This window comes from Sulfolobus islandicus Y.N.15.51 (assembly GCF_000022485.1).
In the GTDB taxonomy this organism is placed as follows: Archaea; Thermoproteota; Thermoprotei_A; order Sulfolobales; family Sulfolobaceae; genus Saccharolobus; species Saccharolobus islandicus.
This window is the reverse complement of the sequence record NC_012623.1, coordinates 2,154,067-2,180,392: the sequence shown is the minus strand read 5'-3', so window position 1 is coordinate 2,180,392 and position 26,326 is coordinate 2,154,067. Positions and strand designations below refer to the sequence as shown.

Annotated in this window: 35 protein-coding genes and 2 pseudogenes; 13 read left to right on the top strand and 24 right to left on the bottom strand. The window is 35.1% G+C overall.

Translation table 11 applies throughout. The features are described 5' to 3' along the window. Nucleotides 1-336: 336 nt before the first annotated feature. A complete protein-coding gene (locus tag YN1551_RS11765; RefSeq protein WP_012715769.1) occupies nt 337-726 on the bottom strand; it encodes a hypothetical protein in 390 nt (129 codons plus the stop codon). Next, nucleotides 719-985: a hypothetical protein gene (locus tag YN1551_RS11760; RefSeq protein ID WP_012715768.1), complete on the bottom strand. Its 267-nt coding sequence runs from the start codon at nt 983-985 to the stop codon at nt 719-721. Before YN1551_RS11760 ends, YN1551_RS11765 begins: the two co-directional genes overlap by 8 nt. Nucleotides 986-1,067: 82 nt before the next feature. Here YN1551_RS11760 and YN1551_RS11755 point away from each other — a divergent pair. After that, nucleotides 1,068-1,539 (top strand): annotated as a pseudogene (locus YN1551_RS11755) (IS200/IS605 family accessory protein TnpB-related protein); the annotation flags it as partial. Here YN1551_RS11755 and YN1551_RS11750 read toward each other — a convergent pair. The 4 genes from YN1551_RS11750 to YN1551_RS17145 all read right to left on the bottom strand — a co-directional run bounded on the left by YN1551_RS11750 (nt 1,509) and on the right by YN1551_RS17145 (nt 3,753). After that, complete coding sequence (locus YN1551_RS11750) at nt 1,509-2,012, bottom strand: hypothetical protein (RefSeq protein WP_012715766.1); 504 nt, start codon at nt 2,010-2,012, stop codon at nt 1,509-1,511. The pseudogene YN1551_RS11755 and the gene YN1551_RS11750 overlap by 31 nt on opposite strands. Beyond that, nucleotides 2,009-2,368 carry a hypothetical protein gene (locus YN1551_RS11745; RefSeq protein ID WP_238526066.1) on the bottom strand — a complete coding sequence of 120 codons (360 nt, stop codon included), beginning with the start codon at nt 2,366-2,368 and terminating at the stop codon, nt 2,009-2,011. The genes YN1551_RS11750 and YN1551_RS11745 overlap by 4 nt, the downstream gene beginning before the upstream one ends. A gap of 148 nt (nt 2,369-2,516) precedes the next feature. Beyond that, entirely contained in the window at nt 2,517-3,602 is a 1,086-nt protein-coding gene (locus YN1551_RS11740; RefSeq protein WP_048052367.1) for a hypothetical protein, read from the bottom strand. Further along, entirely contained in the window at nt 3,589-3,753 is a 165-nt protein-coding gene (locus YN1551_RS17145) for a hypothetical protein (protein ID WP_012715820.1), read from the bottom strand. The genes YN1551_RS11740 and YN1551_RS17145 overlap by 14 nt, the downstream gene beginning before the upstream one ends. 342 nt (nt 3,754-4,095) lie before the next feature. Between YN1551_RS17145 and YN1551_RS11735 the strand changes: the two genes are divergently transcribed. The 3 genes from YN1551_RS11735 to YN1551_RS16150 all read left to right on the top strand — a co-directional run bounded on the left by YN1551_RS11735 (nt 4,096) and on the right by YN1551_RS16150 (nt 5,590). Beyond that, nucleotides 4,096-4,695, top strand: coding sequence for a hypothetical protein (locus YN1551_RS11735; protein ID WP_012717942.1), 600 nt, complete (start codon nt 4,096-4,098; stop codon nt 4,693-4,695). Between the two features lie 137 nt (nt 4,696-4,832). Then, entirely contained in the window at nt 4,833-5,210 is a 378-nt protein-coding gene (locus tag YN1551_RS11730) for a hypothetical protein (RefSeq protein ID WP_238527836.1), read from the top strand. Between the two features lie 2 nt (nt 5,211-5,212). After that, on the top strand, nt 5,213-5,590 hold the full coding sequence (locus YN1551_RS16150) for a hypothetical protein (RefSeq protein ID WP_238527835.1): 378 nt from the start codon (nt 5,213-5,215) through the stop codon (nt 5,588-5,590). Here the strand turns inward: YN1551_RS16150 and YN1551_RS11725 are convergent. Further along, the gene (locus tag YN1551_RS11725; RefSeq protein ID WP_012717940.1) at nt 5,537-6,697 is read right to left on the bottom strand and encodes an RNA-guided endonuclease TnpB family protein; all 1,161 of its coding nucleotides are present in this window, start codon (nt 6,695-6,697) and stop codon (nt 5,537-5,539) included. The genes YN1551_RS16150 and YN1551_RS11725 overlap by 54 nt on opposite strands. A 36-nt stretch (nt 6,698-6,733) precedes the next feature. Between YN1551_RS11725 and YN1551_RS17900 the strand changes: the two genes are divergently transcribed. Next, entirely contained in the window at nt 6,734-6,955 is a 222-nt protein-coding gene (locus YN1551_RS17900) for an SDR family oxidoreductase (RefSeq protein ID WP_338107614.1), read from the top strand. Nucleotides 6,956-6,992: 37 nt separating this feature from the next. Here the strand turns inward: YN1551_RS17900 and YN1551_RS11720 are convergent, their stop codons facing one another. Genes YN1551_RS11720 through YN1551_RS11695 form a run of 6 tightly spaced genes read right to left on the bottom strand, consistent with a single transcriptional unit; the run spans nt 6,993 to nt 12,513 of the window. Then, nucleotides 6,993-7,676, bottom strand: a complete 684-nt coding sequence (locus YN1551_RS11720; RefSeq protein WP_012717939.1) for a hypothetical protein — start codon at nt 7,674-7,676, stop codon at nt 6,993-6,995. Then, the gene (locus YN1551_RS11715; protein WP_012717938.1) at nt 7,673-10,195 is read right to left on the bottom strand and encodes a hypothetical protein; all 2,523 of its coding nucleotides are present in this window, start codon (nt 10,193-10,195) and stop codon (nt 7,673-7,675) included. The genes YN1551_RS11720 and YN1551_RS11715 overlap by 4 nt, the downstream gene beginning before the upstream one ends. A 2-nt stretch (nt 10,196-10,197) precedes the next feature. Further along, nucleotides 10,198-10,797, bottom strand: a complete 600-nt coding sequence (locus tag YN1551_RS11710; RefSeq protein WP_012717937.1) for a hypothetical protein — start codon at nt 10,795-10,797, stop codon at nt 10,198-10,200. Beyond that, nucleotides 10,791-11,192, bottom strand: a complete 402-nt coding sequence (csx26, locus tag YN1551_RS11705; protein ID WP_012717936.1) for a type III-G CRISPR-associated protein Csx26 — start codon at nt 11,190-11,192, stop codon at nt 10,791-10,793. Before csx26 ends, YN1551_RS11710 begins: the two co-directional genes overlap by 7 nt. Further along, entirely contained in the window at nt 11,176-12,216 is a 1,041-nt protein-coding gene (locus tag YN1551_RS11700; RefSeq protein ID WP_080513587.1) for an RAMP superfamily CRISPR-associated protein, read from the bottom strand. Before YN1551_RS11700 ends, csx26 begins: the two co-directional genes overlap by 17 nt. Before the next feature lie 45 nt (nt 12,217-12,261). Continuing rightward, nucleotides 12,262-12,513, bottom strand: coding sequence for a hypothetical protein (locus YN1551_RS11695; RefSeq protein ID WP_012717934.1), 252 nt, complete (start codon nt 12,511-12,513; stop codon nt 12,262-12,264). Between the two features lie 41 nt (nt 12,514-12,554). On the opposite strand from YN1551_RS11695, the gene YN1551_RS11690 reads away from it, so the two are divergent. The 4 genes from YN1551_RS11690 to YN1551_RS11675 all read left to right on the top strand — a co-directional run bounded on the left by YN1551_RS11690 (nt 12,555) and on the right by YN1551_RS11675 (nt 14,855). Beyond that, nucleotides 12,555-12,977, top strand: a complete 423-nt coding sequence (locus YN1551_RS11690) for a hypothetical protein (RefSeq protein ID WP_012717933.1) — start codon at nt 12,555-12,557, stop codon at nt 12,975-12,977. 566 nt (nt 12,978-13,543) lie between these two features. Beyond that, entirely contained in the window at nt 13,544-13,999 is a 456-nt protein-coding gene (locus YN1551_RS11685; RefSeq protein ID WP_238527834.1) for a hypothetical protein, read from the top strand. After that, the gene (locus YN1551_RS11680; RefSeq protein ID WP_012717931.1) at nt 13,996-14,457 is read left to right on the top strand and encodes a hypothetical protein; all 462 of its coding nucleotides are present in this window, start codon (nt 13,996-13,998) and stop codon (nt 14,455-14,457) included. Before YN1551_RS11685 ends, YN1551_RS11680 begins: the two co-directional genes overlap by 4 nt. Further along, the gene (locus YN1551_RS11675; RefSeq protein WP_012717930.1) at nt 14,430-14,855 is read left to right on the top strand and encodes a hypothetical protein; all 426 of its coding nucleotides are present in this window, start codon (nt 14,430-14,432) and stop codon (nt 14,853-14,855) included. Before YN1551_RS11680 ends, YN1551_RS11675 begins: the two co-directional genes overlap by 28 nt. A gap of 405 nt (nt 14,856-15,260) precedes the next feature. Here YN1551_RS11675 and YN1551_RS11670 read toward each other — a convergent pair whose 3' ends face one another. Both YN1551_RS11670 and YN1551_RS11665 read right to left on the bottom strand, forming a co-directional pair. Continuing rightward, nucleotides 15,261-15,866, bottom strand: coding sequence for a hypothetical protein (locus tag YN1551_RS11670; RefSeq protein ID WP_048052499.1), 606 nt, complete (start codon nt 15,864-15,866; stop codon nt 15,261-15,263). Between the two features lie 5 nt (nt 15,867-15,871). Further along, nucleotides 15,872-16,777, bottom strand: a complete 906-nt coding sequence (locus YN1551_RS11665) for an AAA family ATPase (RefSeq protein ID WP_012717928.1) — start codon at nt 16,775-16,777, stop codon at nt 15,872-15,874. A 124-nt stretch (nt 16,778-16,901) separates the two neighbouring features. Here YN1551_RS11665 and YN1551_RS16135 point away from each other — a divergent pair. Beyond that, nucleotides 16,902-17,437 (top strand): annotated as a pseudogene (locus YN1551_RS16135) (IS1/IS1595 family N-terminal zinc-binding domain-containing protein); the annotation flags it as partial. A 366-nt stretch (nt 17,438-17,803) separates the two neighbouring features. On the opposite strand, the gene YN1551_RS11650 reads toward YN1551_RS16135, so the two are convergent. The 8 genes from YN1551_RS11650 to YN1551_RS11620 all read right to left on the bottom strand — a co-directional run bounded on the left by YN1551_RS11650 (nt 17,804) and on the right by YN1551_RS11620 (nt 23,796). Continuing rightward, nucleotides 17,804-18,592, bottom strand: coding sequence for a glycosyltransferase family 2 protein (locus YN1551_RS11650; protein WP_012717927.1), 789 nt, complete (start codon nt 18,590-18,592; stop codon nt 17,804-17,806). A gap of 133 nt (nt 18,593-18,725) precedes the next feature. Continuing rightward, entirely contained in the window at nt 18,726-19,394 is a 669-nt protein-coding gene (locus tag YN1551_RS11645; protein WP_012717926.1) for a hypothetical protein, read from the bottom strand. A gap of 572 nt (nt 19,395-19,966) precedes the next feature. Continuing rightward, nucleotides 19,967-20,437 (bottom strand): hypothetical protein, encoded by a 471-nt coding sequence (locus YN1551_RS11640; RefSeq protein ID WP_012717925.1) that lies wholly within the window; start codon nt 20,435-20,437, stop codon nt 19,967-19,969. Further along, entirely contained in the window at nt 20,397-20,741 is a 345-nt protein-coding gene (locus tag YN1551_RS11635) for a hypothetical protein (protein WP_012717924.1), read from the bottom strand. Before YN1551_RS11635 ends, YN1551_RS11640 begins: the two co-directional genes overlap by 41 nt. Next, nucleotides 20,734-20,895, bottom strand: coding sequence for a hypothetical protein (locus tag YN1551_RS16755; protein ID WP_012717923.1), 162 nt, complete (start codon nt 20,893-20,895; stop codon nt 20,734-20,736). The genes YN1551_RS11635 and YN1551_RS16755 overlap by 8 nt, the downstream gene beginning before the upstream one ends. Next, on the bottom strand, nt 20,892-21,653 hold the full coding sequence (locus YN1551_RS11630) for a sugar phosphate nucleotidyltransferase (protein WP_012717922.1): 762 nt from the start codon (nt 21,651-21,653) through the stop codon (nt 20,892-20,894). Before YN1551_RS11630 ends, YN1551_RS16755 begins: the two co-directional genes overlap by 4 nt. A gap of 5 nt (nt 21,654-21,658) precedes the next feature. After that, nucleotides 21,659-22,879, bottom strand: coding sequence for a UDP-glucose dehydrogenase family protein (locus YN1551_RS11625; RefSeq protein WP_012717921.1), 1,221 nt, complete (start codon nt 22,877-22,879; stop codon nt 21,659-21,661). Further along, nucleotides 22,876-23,796 carry an NAD-dependent epimerase/dehydratase family protein gene (locus YN1551_RS11620; RefSeq protein ID WP_012717920.1) on the bottom strand — a complete coding sequence of 307 codons (921 nt, stop codon included), beginning with the start codon at nt 23,794-23,796 and terminating at the stop codon, nt 22,876-22,878. Before YN1551_RS11620 ends, YN1551_RS11625 begins: the two co-directional genes overlap by 4 nt. Nucleotides 23,797-24,199: 403 nt before the next feature. Between YN1551_RS11620 and YN1551_RS17140 the strand changes: the two genes are divergently transcribed. The 3 genes from YN1551_RS17140 (at nt 24,200) to YN1551_RS11610 (ending at nt 25,480) form a co-directional block, all read left to right on the top strand. Beyond that, nucleotides 24,200-24,355, top strand: coding sequence for a hypothetical protein (locus YN1551_RS17140; RefSeq protein WP_012717919.1), 156 nt, complete (start codon nt 24,200-24,202; stop codon nt 24,353-24,355). A 227-nt stretch (nt 24,356-24,582) separates the two neighbouring features. Further along, nucleotides 24,583-24,957, top strand: a complete 375-nt coding sequence (locus YN1551_RS11615) for an FkbM family methyltransferase (protein ID WP_012717918.1) — start codon at nt 24,583-24,585, stop codon at nt 24,955-24,957. A gap of 217 nt (nt 24,958-25,174) precedes the next feature. Next, nucleotides 25,175-25,480 (top strand): class I SAM-dependent methyltransferase, encoded by a 306-nt coding sequence (locus YN1551_RS11610; protein ID WP_012717917.1) that lies wholly within the window; start codon nt 25,175-25,177, stop codon nt 25,478-25,480. Nucleotides 25,481-25,803: 323 nt separating this feature from the next. Here the strand turns inward: YN1551_RS11610 and YN1551_RS16750 are convergent, their stop codons facing one another. Beyond that, entirely contained in the window at nt 25,804-26,073 is a 270-nt protein-coding gene (locus YN1551_RS16750) for a hypothetical protein (RefSeq protein WP_012717916.1), read from the bottom strand. Nucleotides 26,074-26,326: the final 253 nt, after the last annotated feature.

The following is a 26,326-nucleotide window of genomic DNA, read 5'->3' as shown; positions in this document are numbered from 1 at the left end:
CAGCTAAGCCACAGTGTTAGATAATAAATACATATTATAGCCTTTCGGTAAAGTTAACAAAATTTCTTTATCGTTGATGGTTTATTAGTAGGAAATAATGTAATAATTCTTCTTTTATCAAACTGTACAAAAACCATGATAAGATATAAACAATTAAAGCTTAATTTTTTGCAATAACTTTCCTCATCATTAAGTTTTTTAGCAGCTATCTTTTCAGCTTTGCAAAATTCGTCAATTACTCTCTGAATTTCACCTACTATTTCTATCCCGTAATTTTTGCTTAGTTCTTATAATCTAAGTCTTAGCCTTTCTTGAGCATGTCTCGTAAATTCACATTTAATATAGGACCACCGTTGAGACCATCACGCATGGTGAGCCAAATGAATCCCTATAATCTGGATAAATTGAAATATTAGTAACATTTATTATAATGTTGAAAATTTTCTCATCCATTTTCAACACGATCTTAGGCTCTTTTAAAACCTCTGTCTTCCTAATCTTAGCCGGTCTAGAATTTAAAGTGTTGCTAGAGCAAAGAGGGCCAAATCTTGGTTTATCAGTATTCACAGATATAATGTTCTGAACCACGAAAGAGTATTTATCATCCTTCTTGAACACTTTAAGCAAAACAGGGTGGAGAATTAGCTCTAGGTTTTCCTCATCAGTTTCTATCTTGTACTTCCCCTCCTGAATTTCTTGTAATGCATAATTTAGGACTTCACTCATTTTTAATTCCCTTTATACCTTCTTTTAGATCTTTATCCAACGGCTCTATTGAGATATAAGCTATTCTACCGTTCTCGTCAACTCCAATAGTAACAAAAGCCTCACCTTCAAAGCTTTTCTCAACACTTCTCTTGAATTCAACTATAAGATTACCGAAATCATTATCTACTAGCACTTGAAAAGGAGCGCTAGAGAATGATAAGAGCTTAAAATTCGTGGAAATCTGAGAACCGGATTGGCTAAATCCCCACTCTTCCATAATTCCTATTATATACTATTAGGTATTAATTTGTTTTGAGCATAATGTTGTCATTAACAACCGTACATAAATTGAGAGGTGAAGGGAAAATAAGAGGATCCTTCACAGGGATTCACTCCTTCCACCAAAAGGCTAGGAGGATTTTGGAGGATTTTGCTAGGAAGGTTGGGAAGTGGGTTGTTGATGTAGCAAAGAGAATGGGTGTTAACGTTATCAAATTGGAGAGGCTTAAGAACCTTATCAAGAGCGTGGATAGACTGCCAAGAGAGTTTAGGGATAAACTGTACTTAATGCAGTACCACCGTCTGCAGTATTGGATTTCCTGGCAGGCTAGGAAACACGGAATGGTTATTGAGTTTATTAATCCCAGTTATTCATCAGTCTCTTGCCCAAAATGCGGGCAAAAGATGAAGGAGGTTTCTCATCGTTGGTTTAAATGTTCTTGCGGTTATGAGAATGATCGTGACGTTATTGCAATCACGAATCTTAATGGGAGGGGGTCTCTGACCCTCTCGACTGCCCCTCAAATGAGAGATGTAAACCCGAATCGATGAGGGGAACCCTCGCCCTTCCAGGTCGGGAAGGAAGTCAGATCAATATCTCTTATACCTTCCTTTCTATTGGCTTGAATCACAGCGTACGCTTCCAAACTTAATGTCCAGTATGATATACCGTCTCTTTCCTTAAATAAAATCTCGTCAGCAAATAGAGTTAACGGCGACTCCTCTTTAGGTGGAGCAAAAATCTCTATTGAAACTCCGTATTTGGTAAATAAGTGATAAATTGTTTCTCTATTTTTAACAAAAACTTCTATTCTTACGTTTTCCTCACTAAATGCCTTCCTATACGCATTAACGAAAACAGTGTGCGGATAAACGTCATATATGAGTAAGTCTATATCCTTACTCTCAAATGCTATTCCTAAGTTTACATATATTATTTGAGACCCATAAATGACTACTGGTATCTCTAAGGACTTATAGAACTTTTGTAAAACTGGTATCCATATAGATGGAGAGAACTTCATACTAGCCAAAAGATTCCACACCCTTTAGCTATGTAACGTATTAATTCCTTATCATCTATTGGAATAAAGGAGCTTCTCTTCCCTTCAATATTAAAATTACACGATTCTCTTAATTCCTCACAGGAATGAATATTCAGCCAATCCTCCACCAAATCATTACAATTATCAATTAGGTATTTAACGTGCTGCATGTATTCCCTTACATTCGGGAATTTAGGAGAAAAATCTTTAGGAATCCACCTCAAATAATCAGTAAGTACTAAAATAGCAACCTTGTCCTTATTCTTAATAGCCTCATCCATAAGAAGCTCCCACTCATCTAATGATTGTACATTATACAGCTCCTCAAGCCTCATATGATACTCTACTAAATCCCGCAATAATAAATTTTCCAAGAATTAAACAACATGAGTTAAAAGATACTTTGCCTAACTTAATTCTCGTACGGGGATCTGAAGGTATTTTGCCGTTGTCAACAGTTTCCGATAAACCGTGAATTTTATGTCATTTGATATCATTTAACATTCCTAATCCTTTTAAGGCTATTAAGTAAGCTGAGGCTGTATGCCTATCAAAACCCTTCTCCCTCATTATCCTATCGTGATCCTCAGAGTTTGTAGTACCCTTAGGATTAACTAACACAACGTTAAAACCCAACCTAAGTGCTTTAACAACACCGTGAGTTAGCAATTGCTTCTTAGCGAAACGTGAAACCTTCCTATTACCACTCCTACTCCTAGTGAACCTCCTCTTCTTAACTAGGAACAAGTCCTCAAAAGCAACGTAATCAACGCCAACCCTTGATAGGAAATTAAGAGCTTGTGAAAGAGCATTCAAACGCAAAGCCATAGCTTTCCCTTTAGGAAAACCTGGTCTAGTAACATCTGAATACCACCACGTCTTTTTAGTAACAACTTTACCATCCTTATTAACTACAACAACGTTCAACCTATCACTATTTAAATCGAAACCAGCAACCAAACCGTAACCATTGGGTTTCGGCGAAGAGAAGTGCTTTAAGTACAACCAGAGTGGGATTTGGAGGTGGATCATAGGGTAATGCTTGAAACTTACTACAGCACCGTAACCCTCCTCCTTCCTTTCTGCTAATTCCTCCAACTCATGGAGTAATGGTAAGTACTCCTTGCCAAAATATGCCTTCCCGTGAACCCACTTACCCCATGGGTCTTTAACTTTAACTTCAACGTGGTCTTGAAAAACGTGGAACTTCACATTCCTATTACCTTTATCACTTTTGTTACCCCTACTACCAAACCAGAACCTCTTAATCTTAGCGTGCAAAATCTTATCCTTCTCTCTATCCAACAAACCATCAACAATTGTCTTAGCTTGCTTTAAAGCAGTTTCTAGGTAAATGTAGTTTGGTAAGATGTTGTAAAACTCCTTGGTTAACTCATCAATACTCTTCCCATCAAACAATGGCCTAATAGCACTCTTAACTACTTGTGAGTAAGCCCTAGCAATTCTAACTATCTTATCCTTATCTTCAAAAATTACCTTACCGTTTATTGTAACGAATTGGAAGTTTTCGAGGGCTTCCCTAGAACAGATAATCCTATTCCTCATCATCTGGTAGGATGACAATTACTATCACCTCCTTTTCCAACAAGCCCTTAATCTTCTCATGAATGCTTTTAGGAACGTATATTGCGTATTTTGGATCTCCGTATTTGTCATGGCCCATTGAGAATATTTTTGAATGGAATGTAACTTGAACCATGATTGATTATTTAAAGTAAAGCTTATAAGCTTTACTTACAAAAATTAATCGGAGGGTGCCACTATGAACTCGATGAGCAATGTGAGGGGGAGGAAGGTGCCCAATGAAACTCCCCATGTCCTTGAAGGGAGTGGTTTAAGTACCGCTCCCGTAGACGGCATGGGGAGGGAAATAAGGGGAATGAGGACGAGAGGTTGAATACAAATTCATGAAACCTCAATGAAAGTCCGACCCCCATTCTCGAGGCTTTCAATCTTTTGTAAAGGCAAATTCATTTAAAATGGCGACACTAGGATCCAATTATTAATTAACCTTTATTAGAATTGACTCTAAACTTTAATTATGACTGAGTTTCGTTACGCTTCCGTCTCGCTTATTACTAATTCTAGTAAGGATGCGATTTTGAAGGTACTGTCTAATGATAAAGTAAACCTAAAATTGCCTTTAATTTCTGTAAGTGAGTCGTTGTATCCTAATGTCCCTGTTCCTTCTTCCCTTCTTACTACCATAACTTATGATGACTTGCAATTACTGATATATGAGGTTTCCTTTACAGAGAAGAAGAAAATTACTTTGCAGGCAGCATTAGGTAAAACTACTGATGAGAAAGTTGAGGACGCTATTTTGAAGTTATCTGAGCTAGGAAAATTGTTAAATATAGACTATTTAATTGAGGTTATGTTAATTTACGTCTTGGATGTAGAATTACGCGGATTATCTAAATATAAAAAGGCAGGCTATGTGTTATTGGACTACAGTGGCGAAGGCGACTTAAGAGAGTCAGAATACTTATCGTCAATAAATGTTTTGCCTTATGTTCTCGACTCGAGGAAATCCTTAGTCGAAATAATTTATAGGAATAGGCAAGTAAGCGTAGATGTAATTAAAAGTCTAATAAATGAGATAGAGAAGATAGTAAGAGGTGATGAAAAATTAGCTTAAGCTTGACTAGAGAAAAGCTGCGCGAGATAGAGTCTTTAAGATCTACAACTGAAATACTAAATAATATATTATTAATGACTACTACATATTTACAATCTTCATATCCTATTAGTAGTGTATATGCTCCACCTTTCAGAGTGTTGCGTATAGATTATGATAATGAAGGGAATCCAATATATTTTACCACATTCGACGACTGGTTGAAATACGTGAGGGACTCCGACTTAGAAGAGATAGTTTTACCTGACGTTAAGTCATTAGACCTGGAAGAAGTGATGAAAGACCTTGGTTGGGAATATAAAATAGAAACAAAGCATAACCTAACTCCTGTAGACCGAGAGACAAAGATCCTTTATCTAAGCGACTGTAGATTGGTAAAGAGAGTAGAGTACGTTGTTCTTTCATTGACTCTGATTAACGGCTTAGGTGAAGAAATTATTCCAGTATGTGGAGAGTTCACGATGGATAAATACAAGGAGCACCTCTCACAACAACTGTATTGGCTTTCTAAGTAGTGGTGAAATTGAAAGTACTCGTTGATACTAATATAATTATAGAAAAGAGAAATAAGCTATTTAACTTACTTGGGAGCTATGATCCAATATATTCGGATCTTGTTCTTGCAGAAGTTATGGAGGTAATAAGGAAAAATGCACTTGAATTTCTGAAGAAAAATAAACGGGAAGTTGCAAATAAATATTTTGCGTTTGGTCAAGAATTTTTGAAGATATTATATCAGCAAAACGTTCAATTGGAATATCCGAACATAAAGAATTTTGTTGAGGCATTTGAACTGACTTCCTCTCCGCCCTGGAAGAGCGAGGGTTCCCTTCCAGAGGGCTCATCGTTCCCACCATCGGTTCGGGGCTACATCCCTCATTTGGTGGGCAGATGAGGGGGTCAGAGACCCCCTCCTGTTTAAATTAACTATTGCAATAACATCACGATCATTCTCATAACCACATGAACACCTAAACCAACGATGGGAAACCTCCCTCATCTTTCTACCGCATTTTGGACATGAGACTGAAGAATATCTGGGGTTAACGAACTTAACAATCATTCCGTGTTTCCTAGCTTGCCAAGAAATCCAATACTGTAAACGACGGTACTGCATCAGATACAACTTATCCCTAAACTCTTTAGGTAGTTTATCAACATTCTTAATGAGGTTCCTTAGGTTCTCTAACTTAATAACATTGGCACCAAAATCTTCAGCGATTTCAATAACCCACTTCCCAACCTTCCTAGCAAAGTCCTCCATAATCCTCCTAGCCTTTAGATTGAAAGAACGAACTCTATACAAAATCCTCTTATTCTCCCTCCACCTCCTTGGATACTTCTTCTGTAGGTTCTCAGCTAAAGACTTCCAGTGGTGAACCTCATGCAAACGAGTTGGAATCCTAACGTAGTGCTCGTCGTCCTTCCCTACAACTATCTCACTCATATTAATATCTATGGCAATACTTTCCTTTGGCTCAACCTTCTCTTTCTTCTTCTCAAAAACCACTTTAAGGAAAGCCTTATCATTCCTGATCACTAACCTAGCCTCCTTCATCTTCCAACTCATGTAGTCCTTCAAGTTTCTGGGATAGCCTAAGATTGGGAGTTCACCAACACTTGCAATCCTAACAGTCATTGCTTCAAAGTCCACATTATAACTTGCCTTTGGTGTTAGCCAAACTGTTGGCTTATATACTCTTGGAAACCTACCCTTCTTAGGATTATTATACCAACCCTTGTACACTGAGAGGGCATCCCTATAACAATCCTCAGCAACCTTTGAGGGTAAATTATATTCCTCTCTTAACCTCGTGTACAACTCCTCGTGAACTTTCGAAATCACCCCATCCTCATTTGGATTTGGAACGTTTTCTTTCAACCAAAATAGGGTGAAACGGAGTGCCTTAACGTAGTTATTAACGAGGACTAGGAGGGAGTCTGAGACTGCGATCTTCATCGAAACTGTAGCTCTGATCGCTTTATTACCCCTCCTAGCCATTAATGAAATCTTGGCAAAGAAGGATTTAAACTTTCTATAAGGGGGCTATCCATCTGGCGAGGCTTTCCGCCCCCCAACCCCCTTTTCTGTAAACACGCGCTTTTAGGGCTGACCAGAAGTACAGCCGTAGACTACGCGCCTACTATAAGATGTGTAGCAGTATGCCCAGGTTCAATAAGAACGCCCTTATTAGAGCTGGCTGCTGAAGAAGACGTAGGAAAAGAACACGTTGAAGATAAGATAAGGGAATGGGATTAAATCATTAATCCCTATGAAAAGTCTGACATTTTCATTGCTATAATTTAACACACTCTTTAGGTACAACTACTCCGTGAGCCATTTTCATATAAGCCTTATCTAAACCTTCTATGGTGCTAAGTAAATCTAACAATATATTATATTCCTTAGGCTTACTTGTTAACTTTACATCTACTAACTTTACTATTTTCTCCTTTGTTCTTTTAATATTCTTACCTTCTAGTACATAGATGGGATGTTGTTCCATTTCGTTTAAACCATGAAACCTTAAGAACCTAATCCTTACAATATCCCCAAAAGTCTTTGCATCATTTACATTTATTAGTGGTATTGCTAATGCGTAAAGATCCGATTTAGATTCCTCCACTTTAACTTCTTCAACTTCAGAAAAATTGATTAGGAGTAATTTTTTGAGCTCATTCCTACCTTCCTCAATATCCCCAACAACACACCCCTCATATTCTGCGTAAGCCTTATGTCTAGATAAATATAACTTTTGAAGATAGGGGAATGAGGAATAATACACTCTACCTAAGTTTACCCTATTTTGGTAAAATACAAATTTGTTTATGAGCGTAAAATCTGAAAAACCAAAGTTGACGTCTTTATTTTCACCGCTTATTGCATAAAATTGCGTTAACGCACCAGCTAAAGTAGTAGAGGACAAAATTTCCTTCTTATAGCCGTAATAAACTCTCAACTTTACCCTTAGGTACCTCATTTTAATAACCTGGCTACGCTTAATTTTTCTTGAGGATATTTCCTTATATCTTCCAAGAATCTATCATTTAATAACTTATTCTCCTCACTTAATTTGACTACTGCATTTAGGAACTCTTCAAGTTCTTCTGGGTTTGGAAATTCTAACTTGTCTAAAATTGTCGGTTCACCGACCTCCATCACGCCCCTCCCTAAATATACTGGTAGGTAAACCACTGCGTTTTGCTTACTTACCTTCTCGTCTAAAGAGCTTATCAGTTCTATGATATTTTTCATCGGCACGTCCGATAACGACCTTATTATAAACACGCGTATGATCGGTTTATAATAATGCAGGTGAGGTTTCTTACTTAAGGTATTTAGAACGTTTATTATATTCTCGGTATTTTTGCGGAAATTCTCAATGTTCATAACGAAAATAACAAAACTATTGAAAGATGATGGTGGTACTAGGACAACTGCCTCTGGTAATTTCTCTTTCAACTCTTCCATTAAAAGGAAAAACTCTATTAATTGGGATAATCTCCTATCTATAGAATCTTGAACAGTTAGGTTATAAGGCAAATTACCAGTTGAAGATTTCTCTTTGATTTTTTGGATGTTGTCGATTAGTTTGGCTAATTGGTGCTCATCTTTCTCTTCAATTTTAAGTTCTTTAAAGATATTATTTAAAATTCCAATATCGTTAATTTTTTCGAAAGCGAGAGCGCAAAAAGTTATTAAGTAATCACTCTTATTTTTTGTGTCAAACTGATCAAGGAATTCGGATATACGTTCCCCTTTGTATCCCTCTTCCATCGCTTTAATCAACTCCTCCTTTTTTACGTTATTTTTTGATAGCATTTTATTTATCGCATCGTTTTCCTTCTTAAGATGTGATATTACTTCGTCCTTCATTTCTCTTCTAATGAGTTCTATTTTTTGTTTCAGCTCGTCGATCTTCATCTCTAATTTTTCATCCACGATTTTGTTAAAATCCACTTTACCTTCTGGTACATAAGGCTCAATTTTAACTGCTATAAATATAAGATCTCTCCCTACCTCGTCTAAGCTAGCTGCATACTCTCTAAAAAACACGCTTGATAACCTTACCGCAGTACACACGTGGCATAATCTCTCTTTTCTACCTAAGACCTCATTTCTAAATTTCACGATTTTCTCTAATTTCTCTAACTCGTCTTCCTCTATAGCCATCCTCACCTTACATTTGTCACAAACATCATCTGACAAGGGTAAATATGTTGAATAATGAACTACATAAGCCGATTTAGTTATTGGGGATTCCGCTAGCAAGAACTCGTTAAAAAGCTTTGCCTTTTCACGCTCATCAGACCCCGCTAAAAGGCCGGATTTAATAATATCATAATGAATCTCTATATGCTCCTTATTCTCATCCTTTTTATCAATTACATACTCCTTAAAGATTTCGGATAGGGTTTCATTAAAGGCCTCCTCTACTATCTCCTCAAACTCACCCTTTATGCTATAAGGTATTAGGAGCATCATACTGTCTATCGTTGTATAAACAGTGAAAGGCGTTAATAATTCTATGAAAGGTGAGTTGAAAATCTCCTTGAACTCGTGTATACTAATTTCCTTCTCGCCCACTATGGGTAAGAATAATAAGCTTACCTTCATTTTTTCCAAAATTTTCATGTTTAAATGATATGAGAATATCCTCAGGATACTTGAAGAGCCTAACAGATCCTTTAACGACGTAGTGTTAAAGAAGGGGTTTTCTAGTTTTATTAAGGTTGCACCATTAGAAAGTAGATAAGCGTAAAAAGCTCCTCTTAAATGTGCAATTATCGCTATGTCATTTCCGGAGAACCACGTCCGCTGAGGTTTAAGTAATAAACTTTTGGCTATTACGTCCCATTTTTCTTTATCTATTAATTCTTTAGGGCTACTTGTAACGTTTAATTTATTTGAAATGTAGTCGTCAAAATCTTTAGTATCTCCCCTGGGATAAATCTCCTTAATTTCACCGAAGATTGGAGAGACAATAGCCACGGGATAATTCTCCTTAACTTTCTCATCATATCCGATCAGTTCTGGAGACTCCTCTGCAGTACTGGAAATTTTATCATATTCCTCAAAGATATCCTTAAGCAGCTGTTTTAGACCACTTTCTATTTTTCTATTTTTTCCCGAACCAAGTTTCAGCCCCTTAAATAAATCATGGAGATAAATAAGTAGTGGTAGAGAATCTAATATCTCCCTAACTACTTCGTATTTCTTCTGTTTTAAGTCATTATATTTCCTCCTCAATTTCTCGCATATGTAATAAACTAGTAAGCCCTCATGCCCCCCTAATTCCGATTCACTAACATCACAGTCAATTTTATTTATCATGTCATCTATCTTCTCAGCATATTTATCAAGGCTATCACGGTCATTACTCATAAAGGAGAGGATAAAATTAGACCTATCATCCTTTAACAAATGGGATAAATTCTTTATAACCTCCAGGTTTACATTTTCATAGCCTAACTTCTTCATTAGCTCATCGAATTGCATTTTTACTCACTTAAACACTTTTCTAAGTGACCCTTTAACACATTGACGTCTTCTATCAACTTCTTCCATTCATCACCCTCAATTTCAACTCTAAATGTTCCCAATCCTCTAGATTTAAACTTACCGAGTCTTATTATTCCCTTGTTTATATAATAAAGACCCAGAAGTATTACAAACACATTACACTTAAACGTCTCGTCGCAAATAACCGAGACCCTTAAAGGTTCTTTAGAAACTTTAAGATCATAAGGGCCTCTGTATAAGAATCTATACTTCATTTCCTTGATACCTCCCATAACTTCCTTTATATTTGTAACAATAAATTTACACCCTCTAAGGCCAGTCATTCCGTAGGTTCTGCATATAGGGCAGGGGAAAAATCTCAACTTTTTTCTTTCTTCGTCACTCAATTCCGGACAAGTCTTACCGAACAACTCCTCACAAGAATAACCCTCTCCGAATAAAGTCCTAAAACCAAAAATTGATGCAGTTCTCAACATCCCCTTAACAGAACTCAAATAACCTATGCTATACTTTACATCACCGTTAAACAGAGTATAAGGCATTACGGGTACTAATTTAAATTCTAACTTTTTTACCACGTTTTTTTCCTCCTCAGGCAGTTTTTAAAGAATTTTCTAAGATCGGGGACGTAATCTACGGTCTCATTTGCATAATACTCCATTTCATGTTTACTAAACACCTCATAAAGTTTAAGGACTTCTCCCTTCAAACCATTTATCACGTAATTGCTTGCATCTCTGTCTATAATACAAACCTCCATAGATTCTATAACTAAGTCCCTTATTTTAGGAGTATAAAGGATTCTAGACATAAAATGCTCTCTCGCAGAACCAAAGTACTTTTCCCTAATACTTTTTTCCCTGAACTTACACCTAAGATAAGTTTTGAATAGAAATAGAAAATGGAAAAGGCTTTCCTCACTATTAAACTTAAGGTTTAGATTAACTTCCTCACATTTAATTAGCTCCCTCACGATTTCCTACCACCTCTATCGATGAAATCAAATAACTCGGGTAAAAGATATTTAAAACCTTTAACTTCTCAGTAACATTATATTCAACTCCCTCTTTCACCTTAAATTTCAGGGTTAGATTACCTAAAATACTCTTATCGCTCAGTTCTACTTCAAAGTCCCCAAACTTTAAGGAAAACATACCGTAACCGACACTCCCCCTAGCACCCAAAGTGACCTCAACCCTCTCCGCCTTATCACTCAACAGTTTTAGATCATCTAGAATATTTTCCTTATATTCATCTTTAAGTAACAGTGCAAATCCTAAAAAACGAACACCCATACTGATGACTTCTTCATTATATAACTTTTGAGGAGATGAAGCCCACGTACGCCTATCTATTGAAACGTGAGTAAGTCTATCGATGCGTATAGGAAAAGGGTCTATCGGGTAAAAATTACTAAACCTAACTGATGCCCTTAAACCTGAGGTACCGTAAAGTCTACAAGTCCTACAAATAGGTTGCCTCCCAGTCAGCCTGTTCCACAATTCTCTGAACTTCCTCCTATCTTCATCCTCTATTAACGAAACGTTCTCACACCTATCTAGGTCTGATGTGGAATAACACGACTCAGATGAATTCCAACCGCTAACGTCAAAGTAAACCCTAAGTACCTCCTTTAAAGAACCTTCATCACCTCTTTTCACTAGGTCCTTATAATTATAAGGGATAATGCCAGAGTTAGCTAAAAGTTCTACTTCCTTCTCTAAATTCTCCCTAAAAATCTTCTTACTCTTGTCGCTTAACGCGGATAAGAATTCTTTTACTTTATTGTCAAAATCTGCTGGAGGGTTTCCAGATTTTCTCCTACTCACCTCAACAGTGCTCCTCAATAAGCCTTTAAAAGAGGTTGAGGGTATGTAAGGTATTAGGTAATCCACACCATTATAGTTTACGACCACCTTAGCTTGAGGGAGATCTGCTGATACATAATCAAAATAAACAGATGTCCCCCCAACCCTTAATAAGGACTTGGTCTCTATTAGGATTGGAATAACTATAATTTCCTTTCACCCCCGTTTCTATCCTCACTCTAATAACTTATACGATAATTCTAACAATTTACTCCTAGCTTCAGAAAATCTTCCTTGATCTATCAAGTATAATATATCTTCCAAGAAGGGAATATTGTCCTTCCGCTTAAGATCTTTAATAGTCCCAGAAACTGCTCTAACGAGTTCGGCATCAGTAGTCCCCTTTATCTTCTTTTCGAAATCCAGCTGACTCAAAATAATTGCTAATGTCCTAAGAACTTCTGACGTTTGGCTCTTTTCCTTCATTAAGCTATCTTTAAATAGTTAAGGGATAAAAACCTTTTTATATGGCTAAGGAAGTTAGGATAAATTTCATAAAAGAATTATTAAATGAACTAGATAAATTAGTAAATGAATTCTATAATACTGAAAACGAAATAAAGAAACTGTTGATAATAGTGCAGATAGCTGAGAAAATATATAAAGTTGTGGAGGAAACAATAAAGCACCTAAGTGAAATCTATAAAATTGAAGTAGACTGGAACAGACAATGTGCATATCAACACGCTATAAATGAAATATATAAGAAAACTAAGAATAGAGCCCTTGCGGAAAAATTGAATAAAACATGGAGAATCGCTAAAGATCTACTCCATATAAGGGTGTTTCATGAGGTACCTTATGATAATCCAGAGTTGTTTAATGAAACATTAGAGAATTATAAGTTGTTAAAAGAGAATGTAAGCAAAATCTTGAGCGAGGAACTTTAACAACACTTTTCATATTAACACGATAACGGTTGTATTCACCTCTTGTTAAACCGTTCATCCCTACACTTGCATTTCAATCATTTTATCTTCATTCATGATCGAGTGTAGGGACTTAGCCCTCAACCACAGGTGGGTCATGGGACTCCAACGGCACGGGGCTCACATCTCCGCAATCACTCCACCATAGCCCACATCGGTGTGAGAGATCATCATTTATCAGCAAAAATTCGTTATAAACTGACAAAAAGATTTCTATCAACGTGAAAAAGGATTCAGCCCACATTCACGGGTGTGGGTTGGGGTTATCCCGCTAAAGGGGCGTAGGGGTAACGGAAGTGACTCTGTTGAAGCCCAAGGGCTGAGAATTGGATACAAATTCATGAAAATTCAATAAAGCCCAAACCCCAACTGTTTGGTTATCACATAGGTTAAGTTAGACTTTAAAGCAATGACTGTTAGGTAAGTGAACTTCAAATCTAGGTTATCCTAGAACTATCTCGTTTAAATTAATAAGAAATAGCTTTTTATTATTGTAGTAGATAGTAAATTGTTGACAGCTGATTATGATGAGCACTTTACTAAATAATTTAAGTTTTAGGAACTCAGTTAGAGGTTATGCGAAAGTCAGTGATGGTAGTATAATTATTTTGCGTGCAGCAATTGTTGACGTTATACCTTCGCAAGTATCTTCGCCTTTTGGTGTGGAATTTAATGTTAATTTTATCGTTGGAATATCTTCGCGTCCTTCTGAAAGGGCCCTAAATGAGGTCAAGGATAAACCTATCCTAGAGCCAGGTAAACAAGTTAATGAAGGCTGGATAGAATTGGAAATAGACGATAAAGTCTCAGCTTATGAAGAAGTAATTTATAAAGATGCGAAAATTGGTGAGTATTTGATTAGACTTGAGATAGAACCGATAATGGCGTCTAAAAATACTCAATTTAAGATGCAACAAGGGCCTCTATATGCGTTAAGATATACCCCAAAGATAAGCTGGCACAAAATAGGTGAGAAAACATGACGGAGAATTTCATTATATACTCTAACTTGGAGCCAACACAAATCAGTATTTCCTCTGAGTATATTCCAGATAATATAACCACTACTACTGAGACCTATAGTAATTCTATCCGTAGTATTTTTAATATGATTGATAAGAAAGAAGCTCTTGAAATATTGAAAACTTATATTGATAAGGATTGCGTGAACAGTATCAGTAATTTTATAGATCTAAGGGGTTTAGCATCAATAGTCTTATGGCTGATTAATACATTTCCAATTAATATTTCTAGCATTAGTATTACAGAAGACGTAGAATCCTCGCAACCATTATTCGTAGAAATTCGCATAAACAATTGTGATTGGGAAGAATGGAAGTACCTAGCAAAGTATACTAAAGATACTCTAAATAGAGAAGGTCTAGGTGACATTGCAGGTAAAGTGGTATTAGTATGCAACCAAGCAATGCAAATAAGCTAAAACCCCATAAACTGTTAAATTATTTTGAGAGTCTTTTGAACAATAGTTTAGATGAGGTATTTATAAGGAGAATAATTAGCGCAGTGTATTTCTCTCTATTTAACTATTGGTCAATGAAAAATATTTGTAAAGGGAATAAGGGTAAGGGTTACAACAATGATAGTTTTCCTCACACTCAATTTATTCAAGACTTAGCCAGTAGCGGACTCGATCCGCAAATATACCTCTTATATGTTTATCGTGTAGCAGTAGACCATTATACTTTAAACCCGACCAAAGTAACACTAACTAGCCATCCCTATAAAGGTCGCACTCAGAATGTTAAAATAGATGAAAACATACTAAGAAAAATTTTAGAATCAGCAAAAGATGTACTTAGCTTTCTTGATAATTATTAGTTACAAAAGTTTCTACAATCTTTAATCTTTTCATGACGAAAGCTAATGAGAAGTGAATAAATTATATATAAAAACTATAGTATAGTTATTTTGATCACTTCTAAACGTTGTTTTTATTTAATTATATTATTATATGAGATTATTCAAAAATTTTCCTTCAGCCCCCCACATGAATAGGGAGCTTTCATCGCATAGCTCTAGTCCCTTGAAAGGAAGAGGCGTCACTGATTGTTGGACATACTATATTAACGAGATAAAAGCTTTAAGTCGCTGCAGGCACTTCCCAGTAAGTCTGTGACTAAACGTTTAACCCAGACTAATAGCTAATTCTTATGGAAGAGTTAGGAGAAAGGGATTACGCCGGTATGTGAACCTCTCTTTTTTCACGTAAGCTTTTTGGTAATTCTATTTGATTTCTATGAAATAGGTGATAATATTTCTTATGACATTCTCTCCAACTATTCTAAATAATTCTTCTGTAAACCTTTTAGATAGATAAAGTAATGTAGGTTCTCCAGAAAGTAAAAATATCGATAAATAAAAACGTATTTTGTCTCTATCGCACATTGAAAGACGACCTACTTTCTGTTGTTCATATTCTAATACTCTGTGTATTACATCATTAATTTTCTCGTCTATCTTTAGTTTTTCCAACAGTATTGTTTCAATACAACCTTTAAAATCATTATTTTTATCGCCTATGACTACTAAAACATAACATAAGTTATCCTTACACATTTTTATATACGGTGGAGAATAATCTAGTGCTTTTATATCCCTCTTAAGTCTATCATAAACACCTTTATATCCTTCCTCGTCTCCATCTATTACAAAACATACATTTCCCTTTTTCAAGATAGATATAGAGGAAGACAAGTACTTTTTAAATTCCTTAATCACCTCTTCCTTTCCATATCTTACTTCTATATTATCTTCATTAAAACCTAGCTTACTAAGAATGACCTTTTCAGTTGCACCTTCTACAAATATTCTATCACAACTTATAGCCACAGGTTTCACACGTATCCTAACCAACTAAGGGGTTTCTCAAATTCAGAAATTTCTGAAAGCCTGTACGTTTTATACCCTGCTTTTGATAGATAAATTACTTGAGCCTCAGAATCGTTAAGTACTTTTCCAGCCATTTTTACAACTTCATTTACGTGAGTAGTGAAAATTACTTGAACTCCCTCTTCCCGCTTTATATCATTCAATACTTCCATTACAAGATCGGGATGAAGGGAATCTTCAATTTCATCGATTAAGAGGATGTCAGATGACATTAGGGCTAGTTTTATTAATTCCCTCTTTAAGAGCCCTCTGCCCATAACATAGGCGGGTAATCTATCATAATATAGCTTAAAATGACCATATTCATCCTGTAATATTTCAAAATTGGATTCTATTTTTTTGTTTTTATTTTTTCTTTTCGCAATACTATAAATTCTTTCCGGATTACCCGAGGAATCAAAGAATGTAGAAATGTAAAGAGGAGAATATTTAATATTGACCCTTTTTATAACCCTTGCAATTGGCAAAAACAACGGTCCAGACAAATTCTCAGTTGTTAAGATTCCAGATTTTACTCTAATTTCAGCTACTTTTTCATTATTTATTTCAACATCAATACTGTAAGGGTCGATCTTCTTAAATTGCGTTACTACATCATCAAGTCTAACTTTAGAGTCAGACAGAGTGGAAAATGCTGAAAGAATATCTCCCCTACTGTTTAGCATATAAATGAGAGAAGTGTGTATATCATTATCATTTATATCTGATTGGAAAAGAGTTGACATAAAAATCGATTCAAGAAAAGAAGTCTTACCGCTACCGTTCTCCCCAACGACAATATTAACCCTCTTAAGCCTAGTAGCAATTTTAAGTCCCCTAAAACCCTCTACAACTACCTCACTTATATTCATATTTTATATCTTTTCTAGGAGTTTTAAAATGTTTTGAAAGATTATGACGTTATCCAACATGAGCAAAATTGGAAAATTATCTGATAGTGTCGTCATTAAGCTATTTATATAACGAGTATTACTTATGGGTAGGAAGCCTGTATTTAGGCAAGACGTTTCTTGTCCCTCTTGTGGTTCTTATCGTGTTGTTAAGTCTGGCAAGTCTGCTGGTAGGCAGAGGTATTTGTGTAGGGATTGTGGTAAGTACTTCTTGGGTGATGCTACTTACCATTCTAGGAAGTCGAGGGAGGAGGCTTTGAAAATACTAATGGTATGAGGGCTATTTCTAGGCTTAACGTACCTCTGGGTACTGTGTTCACAGCGTTATGGTGGGCAGAAGTATGAGAAGTTAGCTGAGTTGTGGGGTAGGGCTAAGGATTTAGTTAAGGGTGGTGTTGTTGCTAAGGTTGTTGATGAGATGTGGACTTACTTGTACAAGAATACTAGGGCTTTTTACAAGTGGGTGTTTTGTTTATACTTCCCTAGGCCTTTACGTTCAGTTGGGGATAGGGATGAGAGGGCATTCAAGGAATATGCTCCAGAGGGTGGGTTAGTGATGATTATAATGTTTACTTCTCCTTGAGGAAACATACTGTAGTCAAGTTTGTTAACCCTAATGAGTGTTTACCCGTGGCGTAACTTATCCTTACTTTTAATTAAACCGCGGGTAAACTCTAGCTTTCACGCTTCTTATACAACTTCACCATCATAATGAATTACACCCTCCTCAATTCTGAAGTAGTCATTCCATTAAGCCTTCAGTTTATGAGCGTTTCCGTTCCTTGCAAGTTTATAAATCTACACTCATAAGACTTTTAAATGTTTAGTACGCTAACAGAAACTTACCGGGCTTTCAAACTTTACGTAAATACCCGCAATATCTTCTGAATTTTTATTTAATTTTGTCAGAAAAATAGGGATATATGTATTGTTGTCACTATAAAGAGTACTAAACTGATGTCTCTAACTCTTTTCACTCCCCTTTGTTTATAGAATTTCTCCTAATAAGAAAGGAATCCCTCTCGCAGAGTAAAGGGTATATAAGACAATCCTATCGTAAATTCCACCCTTACAAATGTTCCTCCTTTTTCTACTAACCGAAGTCATGAAAGAATAAGGAGTGCCCTTCAGCACTTTTAAACTCTTACCATAACGATAATACTTCCTCATAATATCACTCAGCTTAACGTCACCGTAATGGTAAATTAACTCGTCCTTGATAACGAAAACGTCGTTAGAAAGCCTCGAAGCCTCATAGTAAATTAATTCATGGTCGGGGAACACTACTTGACTAAATACATCGCCCAAGTTTACCCTCAACGTTTCCAACGCTATCGTTAATAGCTCCCTTTTAAAGACCCTGGGCAAAGCAAATCCCTTAATTGCCTCCGGTGAGTTACAGTACATTATGTTATCCTTATCTAGTTGTGCAGCCCTAACCCATACAGACTCCCCTAACTCCCTCTCACCAATTATAACCATGTCGTGGAGGTTTTTAGAGAGTAATTCTAGTGCATCCTTCCTCAAAGGCCTTGTCTCATCAAGCAGAAGGGCATAATCTCCCTTACTTTCCTTATTTGCTAAATAACGGGCTTCCAAAAGTTTAACGTCTTTCCTCACTTCTTTGAAACCGTATTCTCTAATCAAATCACTTATCTCATCCCCTCCAGAGTTAACTACAACTACTTCATAATCTTGAAAGGTTTGGAGCCTAATAGACTCAAAGACCTCCCTTAAGTACTTACCGTGAAGTACTGGGATTTGAATTGAGAACACATGAGAAAGAGAAAGATTAAGATAAAGAGTTTTTATTTAATTTGGTATCATCTTCCCTCCAAGAGTATGGGTAAGTATCTTGTATAAGATTTGGATAGTTTTAAATATTCATCTAAAGAGGGAGATAACTAGATCAATCAAAGGTAATTTGCTTAAAGTATTTCTTTCTTACTCTTTTTAATTTTTTAGCTAATCTCTTTACAAAAATTTCATCGATACTGATTTCATTATTTATAAATCTTTTTATTTCTGGACTCTTTACATATTTTTCAATTTCCTTTAAAAACTTACTTGGATCAGTGTTTAATTGCTGTATTTTTATCTTTAATGAATCAGCTAATTTAGATTTTTCAGGAGATCTAAAGATTCCGTGTAATCTCCTTAACATTAGTTCTGATACAATATACCATGAGGCCTCTGCCGCAACCTTTAAAATAGCGTCATATACAAATCCAAGTTTAATTGAGGATAAAATATCAAATAGGGAAGCATTAAAATTAACTAAAGAAGGAATTAACGAATGTAACTCTAAATACTTTATTTTCATCAGTTCTTCGTTTTTCCTTTCTACTTCTCTTTCTAATTTAGCAGCACATTTATCATAGATAAAAGATAGCATTTCAGCAAAAGTGTATTCTATGCTTGGAAAATAATGAACAAATTCTCCTTCCTTTATTAACTCTTGCCTTAGATAAGCGTTTAAAAATGTTTTTGCTAACCTTATATACTCTAGATCGTATAACTCTTTAGTAGGATTAAAATATTTACAAACTAATTCTTCCTCCTCTAAGAGAAATTTCATAATATACTGACTTAAGAATTCCTTAAAATTTTTTGTTAGATTTTAAGGTAATGGATTTCATCTAAGCTATTAACATTTGATATAAAAGTTATTGTATAAGTTAAATGGATATTTTAATTTTTGTTTCCATGCTCTTTAAGGAATTTTACTATTTATTAATCTTGTCAGAATAGACTGCGTGAAAAGAAAGAATTTATAATACACAGTATATTAGCTATTAACAAACTGCTAGATAGCTTGGTAAATTATAGCCTTAACGTTTCAGGTCAAACATAAGTCTTAACGAATGGTTAACTGAATTCTTAGAAGCACTATAAAGCGATGAGGGCTTAACGGTGAGTTCTCAACTGCTTAACAATCACTATAAATTTCATCAGTAAAGATGTAGATTGTCTAAATACGTAAAGTATTGAAATCTCTAAAACGTTAATCTCATGAAATTCTAAGTTCGTAATTAGAGTGATTAACTCAAGTCACTTCAGCAAAGGTTACTATTATATCAACTCCACGTAATAGATCGTCTATCTTATAAATTTGCATGCATTTAAGACTAATCTTCCCGCGTAAACGTTTCAGTCTTCTTCCGGTTTTTTCACAATAGCCTTAACGTTATCGTTTTTCTCTATTTCATAAATAAAATTAACTAGGTCTAGGCTCCTCTTTTTAGCAAATATTACCGGTAAAACATAGTCTAGGTACTTTGAATAAACTGCTATTTGCCCCACAAGCCTTTGCAAATCGGAATTACTCTTAGGGTACTTAATCTCTATGCCTATCTTGTCGTCAATAGAAATATCGATTTTATAACCGCCTATAGTCTTCTCAGTTTCGATAGTTCTTTTATGTAATTTTGCGGTTAAGTATTGGTATAGCTGCAGTTGAAGATCTTTTTCCTTCTTCTCTTTGATGGGCTGAAACTCATGAATTACGTCTACTACATCCTTTATTTTATCAAACTTTCTTCTTTTCTTCTCTAGTTCTTTAGCGTATTTTTCAACTTCATCAACTAGCTCTGAATATGGTAGTTGCCCTCTTACACACACTCTTTATAGCATCGAGACTTAAAAACGATAAATATTCCACCTTTTCATCCTTTTTTAAATCCTTATCTAATTTCCTAAGGTTTTTAATTATCTTATCCACGTCTTCTAGCGGGTCTACGATATCTGCGATCTCCTCACCTTCCATATTATTAATTTCGTCTATAATTTCATCTAATATTTCCACCTTCAGCCGCTTTAACAACTTCACTTTAACCTCATGCACTTTATAAAGATATGAGTACCAACTCGTGACATCGTCTAAGTCTTCTGTAACTTCATAAGACTTCTTTTCTTTTTTAGGCACAGATTCTAGACATTAACAATCTTATTAAGTCCTTTCTCTTTACACCTTCATACCGATCTATAAAGTTAACTTTGTGACCTAGTTCTTTAAAAGCCTTAATAAAGAAATACTCGGCATTATATTTCCCCTTAGCTCCTATTATTGTTATTTTCATTTTATATTCCCTTTTAAATAATTGAAGTATCCCTCAAAATTACCTAAATCGTAAACATTATTAACTTTTATAGCTTTGAAATTGACCCCCTTCCTTATTAAATTTTTAATACCGTCAGTTAACTGTAGCTCTTTTTGAAAGCGAACCTCTTTCAAAGCTTGAAATATTCTCCTATCAAAGTAGTAATAAGGAACTATTATAAGATTAGATTTTGGAACCTTAGGCTTTTCCTCTACATCAATTACCTTTCCATCCTTATCTGCAATCACGACACCATAAGGTCTAGGATCCTCTACTTCAGTAACGAGAAAAGAATTAGTTACCATAAGTTTAATATTAAGATCGTAAACTATAGTATCAGCAGCAACAACTAAGAATTCATCTCTAACATATGGTTCTGTTCTTAAGACCGCATCTCCAAAACCTTTAGGTTCGTATTGAGTTAGAAACACTATATTACTTTCTTCAATTTTTTTATAAAAATTCTTTAAGCTATTAGCTTGTTTAGTTTTCCCTTCACTTTCTAAATATTCCAAGAAATAATAATCTGGGGTAAAATAATCTTCTATTACTCTCTTACTTTTACTCACCACTATAATAAACTCTCTTACTCCTTGATCGTAAAGTTGTTCAAAAATGACTTGAATTATAGGCTTCAACTCACCATTATTGGGAATGGGCAACATTTCCTTAGGGATCTCCTTACTTATAGGCAACATTCTAGTTCCTAATCCAGCAGCAGTTATTACGGCCTGCATTTCTATCACGTACTTAAGCCTATAGCCCTAAAGTACCTTTTATCCATTAACTCCTTTCTTAAAACTCTCCTGCCATCTACAACATATTTACCCTTTAATAGTTCCTCTATGCCATAAAACTCCTTCCATTCGGTAGCTATTATAACTCCGTCAGCCCTATTTATACACTCCTCCTTTGAACTAACCATTTCCGCTAAATCAGTTTTTGCCCTAGGGTCATATGCTATCACTTTAGCACCCTCCTCTGATAATTGCATAATAATTTTTAACGCAACACTTTCCCTCGTATCATCAGTATTTGGTTTAAACGCAACTCCTAAAACGCATATAACCTTATCTTTAATAGAGCCCATCAATTCCTTTAACATCTTTACAGCTCTCTTAGGTCTTTCGTTATTAACTTCTATTGAAGCCTCCACAGTTCTTAGTCTCTCCCCAAGATCTCTAGCGAAAGATATAAAGGCTTGAGTGTCCTTAGGGAAACAGGAACCACCCCATCCCAAACCTGCGTCTAAGAAGTATGGGGAAATTCTCTTATCCATACCTATAGCGTTAGCAATGGTTTTAACATCACAGTTAGGTAACTTCTCGCAAAGGTTAGCTATTTCGTTTATAAACGATATCTTAAGCGACAAAAAGGAATTAGCAGCGTACTTTATCAACTCTGCCTCTTCTAAAGAAGTCCTCAAAATAGGAGATCCAGTAAACTTCCATAATTCCTCTACAATATCTCCAGCCTCAGCATTTTCGCTCCCTATTATAATTCTATCTGGCTTTATCGTATCCAAAATTGCCGAGCCCTCTTTTAGAAACTCGGGGTTAGCTACAACTTCCCTACCAGAAATCTCCTTAACTCTTCTTGAAGTGCCTGGAACTACAGTACTTTTAATCACAATTATGGAATCCTTAGGTAGTACTTGAAGGGATTTAGCTGCTGAGTATACGTAATCTAAGAAAATTTTTCCGTTTATTGTAGGTGTCGAAACTGTTATGAAAGCCAACTCAACATCTTTTAATTCTTCATATCTGGCAGTAAAATGTAAGCGATCCCTATTCTTAGTCAATAATTCCTCTAACCCTGGTTCATAAATAGGTATCCTACTGCAATTTAGTCCCTTTACTTTATTCTCATCTATGTCAACACCCACTATATAATGTCCTCGATCTGCCAGAACTGCAGCTGTTACCAGTCCGACGTAACCTAAACCTACTATACCTATTTTCACTTTATTACACCCTTAAACCATTCAATTGTCTTTTTTAACCCTTCTTCTAATGATATCTTAGGTTCCCAATTTAATAACCTTTTAGCCTTACTTATATCAGCAGCTCTTCTGGGGGGATCATCGGGTCTAGGTGGTAGATATCTTATTTTTGATTTGCTTCCAGTTAAAGTTATTATCATGTTTGCTAGGTCTATTATTCTAGTTTCCTTATCTGAACCTATATTGATAACCTCACCCTTAAGCCCTTTCGTAAATAACATTTTCAACGTTGCCTCTACCCAGTCTTCTACATACAAGAAAGCTCTGGTCTGTTTTCCGTCTCCGTAAATCGTTATGTCCTCTCCTTTTAGTGCTTGATATATAAACCTAGAGACTACTCTTCCATAGCTTCCGTCCTCTCTCAGTCTCGGTCCATATACGTTAAATGGCCTTTGTATTCTTACATCAAGTCCATATTCTCTATAATACGACATAATTAACGCTTCAGAAAATCTTTTACTTTCATCATAACAACTTCTTATTCCTATTGGATTAACCTTACCCCAATAGTCCTCTGGAGTAGGTATTATTTCAGCATTACCGTAAACTTCCGACGACGAAGTGTACATGTATATTGCATCACTTTTCCTAGCTATTTCTAACGTTCTATAAGTTCCCAAGGAATTAGAGAGCATAGTTTCAACTGGATATTTCGTATAGTCTTCTGGTGAAGGTCTTGCAGCCAGATGTATCACATAGTCAAATTTTTCATTGGTATTAAAATTTTCTATCTTTTCTTTTATTAACTTAACATTACTATACAATTCAAAGTATTTAGCAGTTGAGAAGTCGTCAACTACTACTATTTCATGATCTCTTAGATACTCTATTAAATGCGAACCTAAAAATCCGGCCCCACCACTTATAAGAAACCTCATAAAATATACTAGACTAAGGTAAGCTAAAAGGCTTTACTAAGAATTAAATGTTAAAATTTAATTTCCTAAATTTTATTATATCTCAATCAATATTTTACGGAAATTTCTAGAACTCATTAGTATTTTCGAAGAATTATAATTAAGATTAAAATTATATAATTTTAACTTGTTTATATTTTATTATTTATTGAAAAAGGAATAATTTTCGAATATCATTTATAAGAATTACAGAGTGTAACGATTTTGAGAAATATTATTTTATATTAACTTTAATATTAAATTAATATTTAGAAATCAACGTATTATTGATTAATTTTAAAAGTAACAAAGCAGTATAGACTAGATAAGACCTAATGTTGTAAATTTTATATTAAACACTCAGTATTTGTTACTAACGTAAAAGATGATAAGACTTTTTATGTATAATTTAATTATCTTACTTGTCTCGAATATCGTGATTTCAGCTTATGATAAGAGAAGCTCTGGAATATCTCCATACACATTAGAAGTAGCTAAACTACTATCAAAGGACGTTAAGAACATATTTCCTAGTTTTTAACTTTTTCTCTTTTAGATGCTTTGTGGATCACTTCCATTTTTATCAGATATAACGTGAATCTGCTTTAATCAAACACTAGATTCAGATTTTACCTCGATCTAACGAGATCGAGATCTAACGAAATCCAGTTCATCCACAAAGCGTGTAAATAACTTATACGCAATCCGGTCTCGGTATTAGACATTAACTATATTTTATTGAACCTATTTTATATTACATGGTAATGTATGATAGTTAATCTGAAACCATTTGTAAACTTACCTGCTAAGGCAATCCTCTTAAGGAGGAGTGACTTTGCAGCATTTTACCAAGTCGTAATAGAAAATATTTACTCTCCTTTACTCTCCAACATTAAAGAAGGAGGCGTTGTTGTTGATGCTGGTGCAAACATAGGCTTGTTTTCTATCCTAGCATCTTTTAAGGTTAAGGATAAAGGAAAGGTTATAGCTATAGAACCAGAACCAAATAACCTAAAAATCTTGAAACAGAACGTGGAATTAAATAAACTGAATAATGTAATTGTAATTCCTAAAGCACTTTATGACAAACCTAGCAAAATGATCCAGTATAAAAGGCGAAGGTGTTGGAGCATATGTATCTGAAGATGGTGAAGGATTAGTTGAGACTACTACTATAGATAAGATAGTGGAAGAAACTGGCCCAAAACCTAGAATACTGCTTTGTGGATTAGTTGAAATTTCTTAGGTCTTGGACTAGAAGAAGTAAAATAAATTCTAAATCCTACGTTGAGTTAAAAGTTAATTATATGTTCCTTTTGAGAAAAACTGAAGAATTCCACAAAGCACTAGAATAATAAAAATGGATATAGAAGGATCTGAAGGCAAAGCACTAATTGGCAGCATAAATACTCTGAAACACGTGGAACTAATAGAAATAGAAGTTCATGATGAAGAAAACATGAAGAAAGTCGAGGAAATATTATCCGGATTTGGGAAAAGAGAGTTAACAATAGAGGATTTAAGAAATGTTTACAAGCAGTTCTTAAAGCACCCATTTGGGCTACTTAGGATTGAAATGGCCAATCGTTTTTCCACTACGAGACGCGTGTTACTATCTAAAATTAAAAAAGAAAGCAGTAACAATGCTCGTACCCTAAACAGATAGTTTATTATAGGCTAGGGAACGAAACTTCTTAACCTGACAGCCAATATTAGCACTGAATTATTTTAATTAGGCAAAAATATATAAAATTGCATATTGAAGGTTTATGTATAATAATAAGAATGGCCTAAATAAGCTGTTGATTACAATTATAACTCTCTTTTTCTTAAATAGTGTATGATATATGATATAATACTTAAATCCAAGACAAAATTAATAATCAGCTCTGGTAGAAATTAGGATATCCGAGGTTTATACTAGGGTAGTCAAAAGAAATATAAACCTCGGCCGTTCCAAAGTAGTAACTACTCTCATAAACATAATTTTTAACCTTGACAACATGTGCATAAGGTAGAAATTCCTATCCATGGGTTTGCAAAAATGAAAATCCCATATGCTTCTGGTGAATAATCGCCAACTTTGACATTTATGGAGTTATTGACAACAGAAATTTCTTCCCTACTCTTAAGGATTGATAAAGCTTTATCAAGTAAATTACTATAACATGAAGACGGCATTAGGACTATCTTAACTATTACGAGCCCATTGCTAATAATGTGAATATCGTGGTTTACTAAGTGTAATTTTCCTGCCAAGTCTTAGTTAACATTGTATACTGAATTACTGAACGACATGCTCAAACTATTTCCAGAATACACTATAACACTTTTACCGGTTTCCTTATTAAAAGTTGTTACTACTGGTAAGATAAAGACGTAGCATTGACCATCTGGTATTTTTAAGGTTAAATTTAACGGTACTCCGTTACCTTCACCTATCGCATCTAAGATATCTGGTATACAGATAGCTGAGTAGTGAATCCAACCGTTGGTGTAGTACTGATTTAAT